Genomic DNA, 16,912 nt, shown 5'->3' on the forward strand with positions numbered 1-16,912 from the left:
AAACAAGATAGAGCTTCATCATTATATATTGAGAGTAAAAGAAACGGCTCTTTGATACAATAGAGGTATCACCAGGCACAGCTAAAGCAGTCGAAAGTGGAGTTAGCTGGATTCGCGGACTGTTCAAATAATTTCAGGAAAGGCGCTAGATCATGAACGCGATATCTTATCGGAAATCCGTGGCATGGGGCAAAGCACTTGGCAGTTTACTGTTTGTGCTGGCCTGCCTGTTTCTGCTGTACGCGGCCTTTTTTATGGATACTTCCTTTATTCGTAAGTTTTTTTGTATCACATCAGCCATAATAGGGATTCCATTTTTTGGAGGTTATCTGTTTGTCAGCTTGCCAAAGGCGCTGAAATCAGACACGCAGCTGTTGATCTACGATCAAAATTCCATTTCAGATGGTACGCGGACCGTAGCCTGGGCGGAGATTACAAGTATCAGCTACAGCGGCCCATCCATTCGGAAGTGGCTGCTTCCGAAATTTCCTGTGCTGATTTTTCATTTGAAAAACAAAAAGACCTGGACCGTGAACACGTATTATTTGTTGACCGATACCGAAATTCAGTCTGTCATGAAGCGTCTGCGGGGGCTGATCAGCCGTAACGGAAAGGAAACGAAATAGATCGGATCGAATCAGACTAAGAGAGCACCCTTTCGGTGCTCTTTTTTTGTTTTTCAAACAGACCGTCTTACACCAAGCATCTTCCAAATCAACCCAGCGATGTCTTATCTTGAACTTTGCGCAGTACTAGAATCTCCTCTATAATAATAGGCTAATCTTAAACTGCGTCAGGAGGAAACAATGGACTTTATCAAAAATCAACTAGACGGATATGGCATGAGCGAACAAACCATTGGATATCTCTCGAATATGATCATGGTCGTTTTTATCGCGGTGGTCTCCATACTGGCCAATTTTATTACCAAAAAAATCGTGCTGAAGACGATTATTCATATCGTCAACAACAATCGGTACACATGGGACAATATCATCGTGGAGAAAAAAGTATTCCACAAGCTGTCGCATCTTGTGCCGGCAATCATTATTTATTTTTCGGCGTCCATCTTTCCGGCGTACCAAATTCTGATTGAAAAAGCGGCCATGACGTACATGATTATCGTCACCATCACGGTGTTGAATGCACTGCTTAATGCTTTTGATGACATTTATCGTTCATTTGAAGTTTCCAAGATTAGGCCGATTAAGGGATACATTCAGGTGGTGAAAATCGTTCTGTTCATCATCGGCGGCATTGTGGTGATCTCGAACCTCATCGGGCAGAATCCGTTGATCATCCTCAGTGGGCTTGGTGCTCTATCGGCCGTTCTGATGCTGGTATTCAAGGACTCCATATTGGGCTTGGTTGCAGGCGTTCAATTATCATCGAATGATATGGTGCGTGTCGGCGATTGGATTGAAATGCCGAAATACAATGCGGACGGCGACGTCATCGACATTACGTTGAATACGGTCAAAGTGATGAATTTCGATAAAACGATCACGATGATTCCCAGCTATGCCCTCATCTCGGACTCGTTCAAGAACTGGAGAGGCATGCAGGTATCCGGCGGCCGAAGAATTAAGCGAAGCTTCTATGTCGATACAAGCAGCATCTGCTTTTGCACCAAGGAAATGATTGAGGAATTTCAGAAGATTCACTACCTTACCGATTATGTCACGACCCGATTACACGAAATTAACGCATACAACATCGAGCATCAGATCAATACGGAAAGCAACGTGAACGGCAGACAGCTTACGAATGTGGGCGTGTTCAGGGAGTATATCCATCAATACCTGCGGAATCATCCAAAAATCCATAAGGATATGACACTGATTGTCAGGCAGTTAGCACCGGGAGATAACGGACTACCCTTGGAAATCTACGCGTTCAGCAATGATACCAACTGGGGTGTGTATGAATCGATTCAAGCGGATATCTTTGATCATATCTTTGCCGTTGCGCCGACCTTCGGGCTTCGTGCCTTCCAAAATCCAACCGGCCATGATATCGTCCATCTCAAAGAAAGCCCGGAATATTCCCGGGGATATTGAGAACGATTCCGAGAGTAGTTCAACGAGTTACAAGGATTTCACGCGGGAGGAGATTGGCTATCCGTTGTAGAAGCAATGGTAGAACGAGGCTATCGCTCAATCGAGCGCCATTGGTCGGCGGGCGATGCCCTCTCGCTCGAGCTCGACATGCCCAGCACAGGAAAGGAGTGTCTACCATTGAACATCAACAATCCGATCATACCCGGCTGGTATGCAGATCCCGAAGCCAGAACGTATGAGGGGAAGCACTGGATTTATGCAACGCGGTCCTTCACGGAATATACGATGCAGATGAATCTGGACGCATTCAGTTCCGACGATTTGATCCATTGGGAGAAACATGAAGGCATTATCGAGATGGCGGATTTCCCATGGATATGGAGGGCGGTTTGGGCACCGACCCATATCGAGCACCAAGGGAAATATTATCTCGTGTTTGCATCGAACGATATCCAATCGAACGAGGAAACCGGCGGCTTGGAAATTGCCGTTGCGGACCGTCCGGAGGGGCCGTACAGAGGCTACTTGGGGAAGCCGCTCGTGGATAAGTTCATTCATCAGGCACAGCCGATCGATGCGCATCTATTCAAGGACGAAGATGGAACGATCTATCTGTATTATGGCGGATGGGGGCATTGCAACGTTGCGCGGATGAACGAAGAGATGACGGGATTCGTTCCATTGGCAGACGACAGCAATGAAATTTTCCGTTCCATTACGCCGGAGGGATACGTGGAAGGTCCTTGTATGATTAAGAAGGACGGACTTTATTATCTGATGTGGTCCATGGGCGGATGGACGAATGGAACCTATCGCGTAGCCTATGGCGTAAGCGACAGCCCGCTCGGTCCATTCAAGAATGAAGGCACGATTCTGGAGCGTCAGGAGCCGATTGCCGAAGGACCCGGCCACCATGGCTACTTGCATTTGCAGGAGAAAGATGAATGGCTTATCGTATACCACCGCCGGATCATTGGAGACACCGAGCCGGGACATCGCCAGTTATGCATAGATCGGATGCGGATCGGCAACGGCAAGATTGAGCCGGTCATCATGACTTGATTAGGAGAATCAATGGTGAAAAAGCGGCCCGTAATCGGTCGCTTTTTTGCGTCTTCGTGAGGGTTAGGTGTCAGGAAAATACCGGAAATAATCCGTATGATATAATCTAGTTATATCTTTTGACCATGGCAGGAGGAAAGAACCCGAAATGGCGATATTGAAGAATGACTGGGCGACATATTTAGATCAGGAGTTTACGAAGCCATACTACGTACAGCTGCGGGAATTTCTTATTGAGGAATATCGGACGAAGACCATTTTTCCCGATAAATACGATATTTTTAACGCGCTGCACTATACGCCGCTGGCCGACACCAAGGTGGTCATTTTGGGCCAGGATCCTTATCATGGACCGGGTCAGGCCCACGGACTAAGCTTCTCTGTCAAAGAGGGCGTCAGCACGCCTCCTTCCTTGCAAAATATGTACAAGGAGCTTCAGGATGATCTGGGCTGCTTCATTCCCAATAACGGCCATCTGATAACATGGGCGAAGCAGGGGGTGCTGCTTCTAAATACGGTGCTCACCGTAAGGGCCCATGAAGCGAATTCTCATAAAAACAGGGGATGGGAAAGCTTTACGGATAAGGTTATTGAGACGATCAACCGGAAAAATGAACCTGTCGTGTTCCTGTTATGGGGAAGCCACGCCCAGAAGAAGGCGGAGCTCATTACGAACCGGCAGCATAAACTGATTCGTTCGCCGCATCCGAGTCCGTTGTCTGCGCATCGAGGCTTTTTTGGCAGCAAGCCGTTTTCTCGCGCTAACGAATTTCTACGCAGTATGGGGATTCAGGAAGTGGATTGGCAGATTCCGAACTTGTAAGCGGAAGGAGAGGGCATTAGCGAAACCTCTGCATTCTGCAAGCGATAGTATCTAAACAAAAAACCACATCCGCATCAGGATGTGGTTTTCGTTTACTATTAAGGATGGACTTTTGCTTTTCTAACGGCCCGATTCGAAAGCGTAGGCCCACAGATATCCTTTCGATTCCAATAGAAGGGCATCCGGCCTTTCTTTCGGCTTCATGACGATGCTGTTGTTCGCATTCATGATGTAACCATCATTCACTCGTTCGATGACGATGGGCATATCGAGCTCCATAAACAGCTGACGCATCCGGTAAATCGTATTATACAGATTGGAAATTGCGCGTTTTTCCTCCACGTTCGTCCAGAGATCATCAATGATTCTCCACTTCGGGCACAATTTATTCTCATGCAGCAGCAAATAGTAAAACAGCTCCTCCGTGATGCGGGTAGGCCATTTTACAAGCTGCTCGCCTTTCGTAACGGAAGCTTCCCCATATAACTGGACATCGAACTCCTTCTTCTGTGCCTGCTTGGGTCTCTGGCCGTAATACTTCTGAAGGCGTTCATCCAGCTGCTTCACCATATTGATGGTCATCGGTTTCAAGAGATAATCCAGGGCTTGAACGCGAAAGGCTTGCACGGCATATTGCTGGTGAGCGGTCGTGAAGATCACAGGCACGTCGATCCCATTCTCCACCAAGTTCTGAGCCAGCTGAAGTCCCGTCATTCTCGGCATTTCAATGTCGAGCACGAGTGCGTCCAGATCCAGCTTCGGTATTTCCTGCAGCGCATCGAACGGCGATTCGAAGCAGCCTACAACCTGAAACGGGCCATGCGTTTCAAGCAAACGGGCATGCAGGCCCAGAATCGGTTTCTCATCCTCCACGATAATGATCTTCCACATTACCCTTGTCCCTCCTTCACGGGAATCGTTATTTGAATGGTTGTTCCGTTGCCCGGCGACGAGTGAAGTTCCAGGCTTCCTTGGGTAAGATCATGTACGCGACGACGTACATTCGTGAACCCGATTCCGGCATTGGCGGCCGTTCCCCCCATCAACTGAGCGCACTGCGCGGCCGACATGCCTACTCCATCATCGGCGACGCGTATGTTCAAGCAGGATGCGTGCAAGGAAATGGTGACCTGGACATGTCCCGGACCTTCCTTGTCGAATAGGCCGTGGCGTATCGCATTCTCGACTAAAGGCTGCAGGAGCAGGCTAGGAATCCGAACATGCTCCGCTACAATGGACGGATCGATGTCATAAGCAAAGGTTAAACGTTCGCCGAATCTGGCTTTTTCCACCTCGACATAGGCCTCGATAATCTCCAGCTCCTTCTGCAGGGTGGAGAATTGTCCATCCCGGCTCGTCTCGAAGATATAACGCAGGAATGAGCTGAGCATCGTTAGAAGATAGGCTGCACGCTCCCCATCCGTATAACAAAAGGCAATGATGTTGCTAAGCGCATTGTATAGAAAATGCGGTTTAATTTGGGTCTGCAGAAATGCCATTTCATACTCAATCGCCTTCAGCATCGACTGCTTTGTTTGTTCCGCAGCGTTCAAGCGGGCCATCAAGGTCTCTTTGGAAAAAGGCTTCAGCAAATAATCATTGGCGCCGGCTGCAAAAATCATTTCAACATGTCTGGGATATTCGGAAGAAATCATCATCAAGATCGGCAGATCCATTAAGGATGCCTGTATACGGATTTGCCGAAGCAATTCCAGACTATCCATGTCGCCTGGAATGATGTCATCCATGATCATCATCGCGATTTCCGGATGATTCCTGTAGTAGTCAAGCGCTTCTTGAGCCGAATAAGCGATTCGTACCTTGTAAGCGTCCCCCAGCATATCCCTCATGACTTCCGCATGCATCACGTCATCATCCACAATCAGGAGCGTTCCTAACGTCCGATCTTCTGCGTGCGCCGCAGACTGTAGATCGTATTCATGCTCCGCTGCGTTAACCGGCTCTTTACATTCGCTGAAAGCCAGGGTGACCGTAAAGCGAATGCCGCGTTGCAGGCGTTCATATGCGATGCTTCCATTCATCTGTTGGACGAGTTCCTCCGTCATCATAAGCCCCGAAGAATGCGGGCGTTCCCGATTCGCTGCCATGGATTCGCCGCTTGACGTCACTCGAAGCAGGACTTCCGTGCCCACCTGTACGGCTTCAATGCTCAGCTGATCATCTACGGTATCGTGAGAGATCTCGGTCATGATTCGGATGAATACCTGCGTCAGGCGCTGCTCATCCGCCCATACGTAAAGCTGCTTCGGAATCTGTTCGTTGATTGCGATCTTCTTCTTCGTGAAGGTAAACTGCATCAGCTGAATGACATGGAGCATGACCATCCGAACATTGGTGGACTTGAGCTGGATCGCGTAATCATCAAACCGAATGCGGGTGAAATCATGCAGATCCCTCAATAAATACACCATGTTCCCCATCAGCTGTTCAGCCAAGTACAATTGCTCGCCTTGCTTCTCGCGATGGGGCTCCCGGTTGATGGACCCCACCAGATGAACGGCATCGTGCAGAGGCCTCTGCAGGTCCTGCGTCGTGACCTTCAAGAAGGCATCCTTCGCATCGTTAGCCTTCTGCAGCCTGGTGCTCAGCTTCTCCGATTCCTCGGCCCGGTTCATCAGGCGTACGCCCAGAAAAACATTCATCGTCATGACAAACCCGACCAGCCCGATTCGGTTCATATAGTTGCGCCCGGTGAAGAATAAGCTGTCCGATGAAGCGCTTATCGCGAATACGGCTAGAAACAGAAGCATTGACATGAGAATGACGGCTTCATTCTTACGGATGTTGATTCGCTTCTTCATCGTCAGATAGAAGATGCGAATAATAATGCCTAGGATTAATCCATCGTTGTAATAAAAGAGCGGATACTGCGTAATCGACATGGTTCTGGCCGGGAGAACCGCATTAAAGAACGCGTAGGCCAGGATCGGCAGAAACAGCAGATACATCGTCTTTCGGCTCATGATGGAAGGAATCATTTTGACGATAAAGACAATCAGCAAGGTGGAGGCCAAGAAGGTCAAGCTGTCCTGCAGGCGAAAATAGAGCTCAAAGGGAAATGACGGAAACTCCCGAATGAACAGCCGCTCTCCTCGCAGCACGATGACCCATGCCAATAGCAGAAAGTGCAGACCGCTGTACAAGAAAGCCTCGTCCTTCGTTCGCAGCATGTAGATCGTGATATGGAACATGCTGAACAGCAGCAAACATAAGGTAGCCGTCCATTCCAAGGAAAGATCCCGCTGTACGTCTTCCTTCATCTGCTCGGCGTCGCCGAAATCGATCGGCAGGACGATGCCGCCTCTCGTGTTATAGAAATTGGAGGCATGAATGGTAATCAGCAGCTGCCGGCCCTCCGGTTTAAAATACGCTTCATAGGCAGGATTGTCTGGGGTTGTCGCATGTTTGGTTGCTGCCACGGTCCCTATTTTCGATAGGGGTACGCCATCAATATAGATGGTATGGGCAGACCAGATATTCCGAACACGGAGACCGATCTCATCGGTCCAGTGGTCCGGCAGGTATACGATTAACTGGTAGGATCCCCACTCGACATCCGATGCCCAGGGACCGGGTACTGAAAGATAATCGGTTTCGCTTGAAAAGTCGGCCGGGTCGACAAAAGATTCGGCGGTGAATTTCCAATCGCCGGCTAGCGATACAAACGGCGAATCCTTGAGCTCTCGCAAGTCAAGCACGCCGTCTACGGCTTTGATATGGACGGCACCCGTGTCCCGGTCGCTAAAAATCATATAGAGAATGGCGATTAAGGCGCAAATTGCACCCAGATAACCCATCCATTTCTTCATGTATAGTCACACCCTTATGGACTCTATCATATGGCAAAGATCTCTCAAAAATCTACCTGTCGATAATAGTCGAAATTTGAGAGATTTTTGAGAGATGCTTCTGATATGTTGAAATTAACAATTTTTACAATCTGCTTCGTTGGAGGGAGTTATCCGCACAAATTTATATCTGAATGGTACAAGGGGTCAAGGGTCGTTGTTGGATGTCATACGATTACTAACTTACAGGATGGGTGAAATAGTTGAAGAAAAAGATAATTTCAATGATCGTGGCAACGCTGTTAATTGTTACGAATATGCCAATGGCATATGCGCTCTCGCCGGTAGCAGAGGTTTACTATAATGCCGGAACGAGCATCTATGATTCCAGTGATTTTGAGAGCCAGTTGAATGATGCAATTAAAGCCCGGTTGAGCGCACAAGGCGTAAATCCTAAATATGTGTCCATCATGGACGCGAGCGCAGACCGGACAACGGTAACGGATACGACGTATGTGCATGCCGGATATGACAGCTGGTATATAGATCAATTTGGCTATGCGATTCCCCCGGCGGTTGAAACTGCCGATTACAATCACGTTCAAGCTTCCAACGGCGGTAACACGTTAACCTTCTATGGTTATACCTCGCCCGCGTATAAGGATTTCATGCTAACGCAGGGAAGCCCTTCAGGCAAGAAGATCATTACCTTCGACATGGATGAATCCAAAGTGGATTACCACAGCATGGAAGGCGGAGGTTTTCTATTTAATACCCAAATCGACGTCAGCGGGAAATTAAGCGGGTATGCGATTTTATATGTTCAAGGTGCCATCAATGTATATAAGATCGATGGCGTAGACGCAGCCGCTCTGCACAATGAAACGTGGAGTCCTTTGAGTTCCATGTCAGGCGTTACCTCCATCGGAAGTTTTCCGAAAGGGGCATCCACCCACCACAGCATTAAAATCGTCGTAACGGATACGACGCTGAGCATGTGGGATAATGGCGACCAAATCATTCGTAATCTAGCCCTTCCGGACGTTTACGGCAATGAATTTGGTCCAATTGTCAGCCATATAAGCCATGCTTGCGAGATCATTTCGATTTTTTCATTCGACAATATGAAATTATATTCAACTTCGAGCAAGCCGTTGGATGTAGCGGTCGATAATATCCTGTGGGGGACGTCGCCGCTGCGCTATGTCGTGAACATTAACGATGACCCTCGCGGGGATTTGGATCAGGGATCGAATCAATCCAAGCTGACGGAAGCGTTCAATAACAAAGGCACACAGTATATCGGTGTTACGGAGTCGACTTATACGGACACCAACGATGATTTTATCCGCGGCTTGAACGAAGGCGGACTGCATGTCGATTCCGACAAATCAACCGACGACATCATTCAAGAAATTGCGAATCGGATCGCGGATCAACTTGTTTCCGATTATAAAGAAGCCATTCAAGCCATTGAAACGGCAGAGGACAAAACCGATATCGAGTACCATTTTGCCGACACGAAAAATTCGGTGAAAAACAATCTAACATTGAAGCAAGACGATGACGTCACTACTACCTGGTCCTCCGACCAGCCGTCGGTCATTGCACCTGATGGAACCGTGACGAGACCGGTTACGAACCAGTCGGGAACTTATGTGACCTTGACGGCAACCATGACCAAAGACGGGCTGACAAGCGAGAAGACGTTTACCGTCTATGTTCTTGCCGCAGATCCGGCTCCTTTAAGCACATTGAGCGCTGTTGCGGGCAATCAGCAAGCGACATTGAAATTCCCTGCTTTAACAGGTGCAACAAACATCGTGGTCGAACAGTCTACCGATGGTACCAACTTTACGCAGGTAAGACCATTGGAGGCGCTGGATGCGGCTTCAACAAGCGCAACCGTAACCGGATTAACGAACGGGGAAACCTACTATTTCCGACTGAACGTCGAATCCGGACTATATGACGGCGTATCCAACGTAGTCCAAGCCTCGCCTTCGAAATCGTTAACCACGTTATCGGCAGAAGCAGGCAATGGGCAAGTGACATTGACTTTCCCGGCATTGACAGGGGCAACGAGCATTGTGGTTGAACAATCGGCGGACGGCACCACGTTTACTGCGGTTAGCCCGTTGGAGACATTAGATGCTGCTTCTACAAGTGCAACCGTAACCGGATTGACGAACGGCGAGACCTATCATTACCGATTGAACGTCAAATCGGGTCCATATGCTGGCTTGTCCAATGTGGTTCAGGCTTCCCCTTCGGAACCGATCACCACGTTGTCGGCCGTTGCGGGCGTCGGACAAGTGACATTGAATTTCCCTGCTTTAACGGGGGCAACGAGCATCGTTATTGAAAAATCTACGGACGGCACCACGTTCACGCCGGTCAACCCAGTGGAGACATTGGATGCCGGTTCAACGAGTGCAACCGTAGCCGGTTTATCGAGCCGTGAAACCTACTATTTCCGGTTAAACGTCGAATCGGGTCCACATGCAGGTTTGTCCAATGTGGTTAGCATCAAGCCGAACGCGCCTGCGGTACCGGCAGAAGATCCGCCTGCAGGGAATACAAACGTTGTACAGCAACCTGCACCTACTATGAAAACGGACGTTGTTGTTTCCGATCAAGCCAACGGGGGCAAAGTCATTCAGGACAAAATTACGAAGCTCGTCGGAGACAGCCTGAAAGTATCGGGGAAAATAAAATCGGCAAACGGTCAAGAATTGAATCTGCCGAATATCGCAATGAACCAGGACGGCAGCTTTACGCTTCCGAAAGTTGCACCTGGCGAATATACGTTGTCGCTGAACGTGATCGCGCCTAACGGGGTGAAGCTGGCTGGTCCTGCCGGCAAGCTGAGCGTCGATAGCAATGGAAATGCCAAGTTATCGGTTGATCTAGTCGATCCATATGGCACGATTCTCGATAAGGTGACGGAACAGCCTGTTGCAGGCGTGAAGATGCAATTGTATTGGGCAGATACGGAGCTGAATCGTTCCAAAGGCAGAGTGCCGGGAACGCTTGTCAATTTGCCTGAGCTTCCGGATTTTGCACCCAACAAGAACCATAACCCGCAAATGAGCTCAGACAGCGGTCAATATGGCTGGATGGTTTACGCCAATGGCGATTACTACTTCTTGGGCGAGAAGAACGGATACGTTGTTTTTGACAGCCGTACCGATAAGCGTGAAGAGCGCTTTGGCGCTGACAGCTATATTAAGGACGGAGTCATCCACGTCGGTGACACGATCGTGAAATTCAGCTTCTCCCAGGAGCCGAAAGTGAAGGCCGCAGGCGATCATCGCGCATACATGGTCGGATATCCTGACGGCACGTTCCAAGCGGATCGTGGCATTGTCCGGTCCGAAATGGCTGCGATCCTGTCTCGTTTGTATACATTCGCAGCGAGCTCGAAGAAAGTATCGTATTCGGATGTGAGTGCGAAACATTGGGCAACGAACGCGATTACGACCGCAACCAACAATAAATGGATGGTCGGTTTCGGCGACAATACATTCAAACCGAAGAAACAGATCACGCGGGCGGAATTTGCACAGATTCTCATGAATTTGTATAAATGGGACGCTGTCCAGGAGAGCACATACACGGACGTAGCGGGACACTGGGCTGAAAAAGCCATTGCAACGGCTCAGGAGCAAGGGGTGCTGTTCGATTTCACGGAGGAGACCTTCCATCCGAATCAGCCGATTACGAGATTAGAGGTTGTTCGAATCCTGAACCAACTGCTGGATCGTAAACCTTGGGATATCAAGGTTGAACCGAAGTGGACCGATGTTCCGGAAAATCACGACTATTATTCAGACATTATGGAAGCTTCGATTCCGCATGGGTTTGAGCAGCTTGAGACCGGAATTGAAGATTGGAAGGAATAGGGGCTAAGACCTTAGACGAAGCAATGGTAGAGAAGGGCAGTTAAGCTGCCCTTCCTATATTTTGTGCTCATATAGCGAGAGGAACCTTGAGTTCCTTTGAATAATTGATTTCAGCTATGCTAAACAAATGTAAAGATGCTGACCTTATGCGGTCAGCGTCTTTTTTTAAAAAATATTTATAGGTAAATGAACCCGAGCCTACAAAGTTCAACATATCCCTCCATCATATTCCATGATATACTAAAATAAACCAAAATATAGTTCTTGGAGGTACTATGCGAAGACCGATATTAGGACTTAATGCACAGGTTGGAACTAGTCTGGACGTCTCATCTAGGCAGCGGGCTGTAGTCCGATTGGAAGGAGTGGCATTGGAGAAAAGATTGCGTTCAAAACGCTCGAGCGCTTTCGTTGAAGCTATGACGAAGCTTGATGTAAGCGGTGTAATTGCCACTAAGGAGAAAGTACAAGAGTTTATAGATCAAATAGCCGGTGAATTTCCTGAGTTAGCAGCTGATCAACTTCCGTTAGGTATTGTGAGTAAGTGTTATTTGGGAAATCCTTATGAAGTACATTCGCTAGATGCTAGATTACAGATTATCGATCACTATAAACGAGGAGAAATATTACCTAACGGAATGGAAAAAGCTAGAAGATTGGCTATGCATCCTGGTTATGTCTACATCGAGGTATACATGAATATGATCTGTGCAGTATCCCAGTCTGGAGAAGTATCTATGATTAAGGAGTAGATGAGCGATGTCAAATCAAACGATCTCAACGGCGAACTTGAGTCGGATAGAAAATTCGTTAAGCACAATTAATGACAATATTAATGTAGTGTCTCATCAGGTTGCTACTGTAGAACAGCAACTGGAAGTTACGAAGAGCGATCTGGAACTGCTTGCAGAAGAGTTTCGGGAATATGTTCGCCAGGACGCTCTGATTAAGAATATCCAGTTGGCAGAAATGAGATTGGTTAAGGTTAGACAAGAGCTTGAAAATAAATACGGCCACTATGAGGATGTCCGTCGAAGAGCGATTGGAATATTGCAAGCCGTTGACACCAGTTTGGTACGTAAAGATACAATCGAGAATGCATCGGAAGAGCAGTTGTTGGCTGCTCCACGCTATTGGCTGGCGCCATGCTTAATAGCATTATCCGCATGGCTTAGTGATAAAAAGGAGCTGGCTGAGAAGGCAGTTATCGAAGCCTTGCGAAGAGATGATGAAAAGACATCTTTGTTTTTTGCATTAGTCACACGTCGAGGAGGCCGTTATCAATCAAGCCGCTCGTGGTTGGAACGATATTTTGGTCAGCAAGATCCGAATGAGCTAAAAAGAGAAATCGTTGTTTTGATTGATGGCTTTTCTAACGGAATTTTTGGTCCTGAAGCTAGAGCGAGATGCGGATTATTAATTAAGAGCTGGTTGGATGAACTTTCGCAAAAAGCCGGTTTTATAGAAACGCAGCGAGACCAATTGAAGAAGGCTCTTTTGTCGCGTGCAGAAAAGCTGGATTCTTCTAAATTTCCACATTTGCAAAAATATAGTCCGTCTTGGCCAAAGCTTCGGCATGCGCTTGAGGGTGCAAAACTTCATGATATTATTTTTCAATATTTCAATTTTATTCTTACGCAAGAGATCATCCCTTCCAAAAATTTGGCATTTGCAGTAGATCAACTGCTCGACATTTTAGTTCGTGAATTCGATGAAGAAGAGTTGCCGTTACGCCGTGAAGAACGATTGAATGAATTAATTATAAAAGAAGACGGAGATAAAAGTTCGGCAATGAATTTGTTTGCTGACGAAAAGGTCACTGAGGAAAAACTTGATTTTACCCAGTTGCTAACGAACTTCTCCATGTATCCAACAGAATCAAACGCTTCTGTTGCTACCCAAAAGCTAGCCATAGCATTATCAAAAGAATGGATTAACCATGCCCACAATGATCTAACCGCCGAAAATCGTAATGCAGTCCCTATCGATATTGAGATTGAATTGGATGATTGGTCAGGCACTTCAAGGGACGGAAGCAATGAGGAAGAACTGACCTCCCGTTTACAACAACATATTCAATTGAAAAAAGAGGACGCTTTAAGAAGGAACAAACTCGGCGCCAAACACTGGGTATCGTTAGTTGCGGGCATTGGCTTCTTTATATTAGGTGTAAGCACATTGTTTTTATTTATAGTTTCAGCAATCTGTTTAATTATTTTCATAAATGGTCTAAGGGCTGTAAAAAAGAATGTAGACATAATTGAGAAGAACTATGTGGAGCTTTTCGAAAATCATAAACAAATTTTAGTTGCAACTCTTAGTGATATTGTTGATTATCGCCGTGAATATGAGATTGAAGATACAAATGCAAGTAAAATAAATGAGCTGCTTGATCAAGTCACACCTGAGCAATATACATATTCAACCTACGATTCTGCTAGAGCTGTTATTTCGTCCAATTAAAAGGAGTGAATTTTTTGATGTTAAATAGAAGCAAGCCAATCATCCTGAATTCCTCGACAGAGCCAGTTGATCAAATGCAAGCGAAGTTAGACTTGAAAATTGAAGAACTGCAGAAACAGACAGTAAATCAATCATTAGCAGAAAGTTTTCCAGCATGGGATTTGAATCCGCCGGCTGTATTAGTTCGTAGACGGAGCTCAAAACTATGAATCCTCCAAGCTATTATTCCGAATGGATACAACTGTTTTATCAACTGAAAGAGCTCGGACAGGAAGATGAGAAAATCATTTCTGCTCTAGAAAAAGGAAGATTAGAATGGACACCCGGTGTCGCTGATAAAGTTGTAAATTGCACTTATGATGTAATTGAATTCAAGCTAAGGCATGCGACACGCCTATTCCAGCAGGAATTAGATCATACACGTGGTGAGGAAGCAGCAATTATTTCGGCTATAATAAATGCTCGGTACCGATTTGATTTACTTTATCGTTTATGCCGACTTTCTATTTTTCCTGAGGAAATAAAGGAATCCTTGATAAATGTAGTTAGTAAATATGTTGGAGATTCTCAGGAAGCTTTATTAGAAAGCGCAAGGCATGATCGAACAGGTCAGCTTGCCTATATGATTAGACATAACAGTTTGATACAGCAACAGACACAAGCTCCAGCGGCTGCGGCTCGTGAGCCGATTGAACAGAAAGAGCCAAATTCTAATCAATTCAAGCCTAGAAGAAGGGTGCTATTTTAAATGAGTGATCTGCAAACATGCATGAAAACCATGGAACAATATTTGAAAGCGAGAATTCCCTTTATTTCTATACGTACCGCGGAACGATCTCGTGCGCTTAGCTTTATAGCTCAATTATCCACAAAGTTAAATTTAAATATTGGCTACCATACGTTATCTCAAGGAATGAGAGATATATCTACAAATCGGCTTCTCAATGAGGACCGTTCGGTTATTGGTGGATTAGATTATGTGACACAAAAAATAGGTCAACTGCAAAATCAAACATTTGTTTTTACTGAGGTACAAGAACTTGAAGATGATACTCGAATGGCAAGACAATTGCAAGATGCGGTAATGCTTGCCACGGAAACAGGTGGAGCTATTGTTGTCATTACTAATAATCCTGTTTGGGGGCCGTTACAGCGTCTGGGCATGTCGATAACCCTGTCTCAGCCTAATGAGGATGAAATGCTGGTTATTATTCGTGATCAAATCAACCCTTATCGAAGTGAAATGACAATTGAGTGGAAAGATGCCGAGGAGAGACAAGCGGCTGCTATACTTGCGGGCATAAGTCAAATCGAGGCCGAGAATGTAATCGCGACATTATTAGCGAACGGAAGCATTTTGAACGAGGATTTGAAAGAATTAATGCATGCCAAAGATAAAATTTTCGCCGATATTTCTGGTATTGAACGAGTTATTGTAAGAGAAGACTATCAAATTGGCGGACTAGATGGTCTTAAATTATGGCTTGAAGCTAATCGTCAGCTATTGACGGCGGACTTACGCGAACGTGGTATTCGTCCTCCGCGAGGAATTTTGTTAGTAGGTGTTCCAGGATGCGGCAAGTCTTTGTCTGCTAAGGCTATTGCCTCCTTATGGAACCTGCCGTTGTACCGTCTGGATTTATCCACTATACATGGACAGTATTTAGGACAGAGTGAGAATCGTTTAAAAGAAGCATTATCAACAGCCGATCATGTGGCACCATGTGTATTATGGATTGATGAAATTGAGAAGGGACTTGCCGGTGCGGTGGGCGGTGGGGATGGAGGCACATCCATTCGTCTAGTCGGCCAATTTCTTTATTGGTTACAGGAAAGCCTTGCTAGAGTCTTCGTTGTTGCAACCGCAAATGATGTATCTAAGCTGCCCCCTGAACTGCTGCGCAGAGGACGTTTCGATGAGCTGTTTTTTGTAGACTTGCCAACTGCAAGTGAGCGGGAGGAAATCATAAAGATTTATATTGAAAAAGGATTGAAAAGAACGATAACTGATGATTTATTGCAGCATTTGGTGAGAATTTCAGATGGTTTTGCAGGTGCGGATTTGGAAGCTGCTGTTCGAGATGTTGTGAAGCAAGCATTCGTAAAAGGGGACAATTCAATTACAGATGAAACTTTTATAAACTTCTTTACAAACGTTGTGCCATTATCACAAACAAGTCCTGAACAAATTGAAACGATACGTACTTGGGGAAAAGAGAGGGCAGTACCTGCTGGTAAAATAAATGAAGAACAGAATTCCCATGGAGTTTACCGACCAAGCGGACGAAAGGTAATGGTGTAGTGTGTGAAGACCATTTTACTGGATCTGCACTCCAGACGCTAATTATTATAAATAATACGTTAGTTATAAGAAGACGACAGCCTTATAAGGCTGTCGTCTTCAAGTTTTTACTTTGGGAAGTATTACGTCACTTAGCTATAAGTCTGTCTGCATAAAACAGCGACATTACCGCCGCTATATGTAATTTTTTTATTTGTAGTAGTCAGCCGGTTGGTTGTCGGCTAACGCACTTTTTCGGTTTTCGTCTGGCCTGGACGAACGGATACGATGGGTTGACCAACCGAAGCGTCGCCAGCTGGAGTCAATTTGGGCAGCGTCGGCGTGACAGAGTACCCCCTTGCGAGGCCCTGCTTTTCGATTCTAGATCCGTGGAGATTGCTTGTGATAGGTTCGGAATTCTATCCGCTATTTTATTCTTATAAATAAGTTATTGGTCCAATACTATTTTCTCCTTCGATCATATGATACCAAGAATACGATTAAAGGAG

11 protein-coding genes are annotated in these 16,912 nt (G+C 46.3%); 9 read left to right on the forward strand and 2 right to left on the reverse strand.

Annotated elements, in window-relative coordinates:
• Positions 1-152: 152 nt before the first annotated feature.
• The 4 genes from MHH82_RS01545 (at position 153) to MHH82_RS01560 (ending at position 3,945) form a co-directional block, all read left to right on the forward strand.
• Entirely contained in the window at positions 153-626 is a 474-nt protein-coding gene (locus tag MHH82_RS01545) for a DUF5381 family protein (RefSeq protein WP_251500306.1), read from the forward strand.
• A gap of 180 nt (positions 627-806) precedes the next feature.
• Positions 807-2,060, forward strand: a complete 1,254-nt coding sequence (locus MHH82_RS01550; protein WP_012818526.1) for a mechanosensitive ion channel family protein — start codon at positions 807-809, stop codon at positions 2,058-2,060.
• Positions 2,061-2,237: 177 nt separating this feature from the next.
• On the forward strand, positions 2,238-3,122 hold the full coding sequence (locus MHH82_RS01555) for a glycoside hydrolase family 43 protein (RefSeq protein ID WP_251500308.1): 885 nt from the start codon (positions 2,238-2,240) through the stop codon (positions 3,120-3,122).
• A 148-nt stretch (positions 3,123-3,270) separates the two neighbouring features.
• The gene (locus MHH82_RS01560; RefSeq protein ID WP_251500311.1) at positions 3,271-3,945 is read left to right on the forward strand and encodes a uracil-DNA glycosylase; all 675 of its coding nucleotides are present in this window, start codon (positions 3,271-3,273) and stop codon (positions 3,943-3,945) included.
• Positions 3,946-4,065: 120 nt separating this feature from the next.
• Here MHH82_RS01560 and MHH82_RS01565 read toward each other — a convergent pair whose 3' ends face one another.
• Positions 4,066-4,836 carry a response regulator gene (locus MHH82_RS01565; RefSeq protein WP_036664838.1) on the reverse strand — a complete coding sequence of 257 codons (771 nt, stop codon included), beginning with the start codon at positions 4,834-4,836 and terminating at the stop codon, positions 4,066-4,068.
• Positions 4,836-7,775 (reverse strand): histidine kinase, encoded by a 2,940-nt coding sequence (locus MHH82_RS01570; RefSeq protein ID WP_340962724.1) that lies wholly within the window; start codon positions 7,773-7,775, stop codon positions 4,836-4,838. The genes MHH82_RS01565 and MHH82_RS01570 overlap by 1 nt, the downstream gene beginning before the upstream one ends.
• Positions 7,776-8,017: 242 nt before the next feature.
• Here MHH82_RS01570 and MHH82_RS01575 point away from each other — a divergent pair, with 242 nt between their 5' ends.
• The 5 genes from MHH82_RS01575 (at position 8,018) to MHH82_RS01595 (ending at position 16,424) form a co-directional block, all read left to right on the forward strand.
• Entirely contained in the window at positions 8,018-11,659 is a 3,642-nt protein-coding gene (locus tag MHH82_RS01575) for an S-layer homology domain-containing protein (protein WP_340962726.1), read from the forward strand.
• 371 nt (positions 11,660-12,030) lie between these two features.
• The gene (locus tag MHH82_RS01580; protein WP_261979532.1) at positions 12,031-12,411 is read left to right on the forward strand and encodes a hypothetical protein; all 381 of its coding nucleotides are present in this window, start codon (positions 12,031-12,033) and stop codon (positions 12,409-12,411) included.
• Positions 12,412-12,418: 7 nt separating this feature from the next.
• Positions 12,419-14,122, forward strand: a complete 1,704-nt coding sequence (locus tag MHH82_RS01585; protein ID WP_340962730.1) for a hypothetical protein — start codon at positions 12,419-12,421, stop codon at positions 14,120-14,122.
• A 205-nt stretch (positions 14,123-14,327) separates the two neighbouring features.
• Positions 14,328-14,870, forward strand: coding sequence for a hypothetical protein (locus MHH82_RS01590; protein ID WP_340962732.1), 543 nt, complete (start codon positions 14,328-14,330; stop codon positions 14,868-14,870).
• Complete coding sequence (locus MHH82_RS01595; RefSeq protein WP_340962734.1) at positions 14,871-16,424, forward strand: AAA family ATPase; 1,554 nt, start codon at positions 14,871-14,873, stop codon at positions 16,422-16,424.
• Positions 16,425-16,912: the final 488 nt, after the last annotated feature.

Source organism: Bacillus sp. FSL K6-6540 (genome assembly GCF_038007545.1).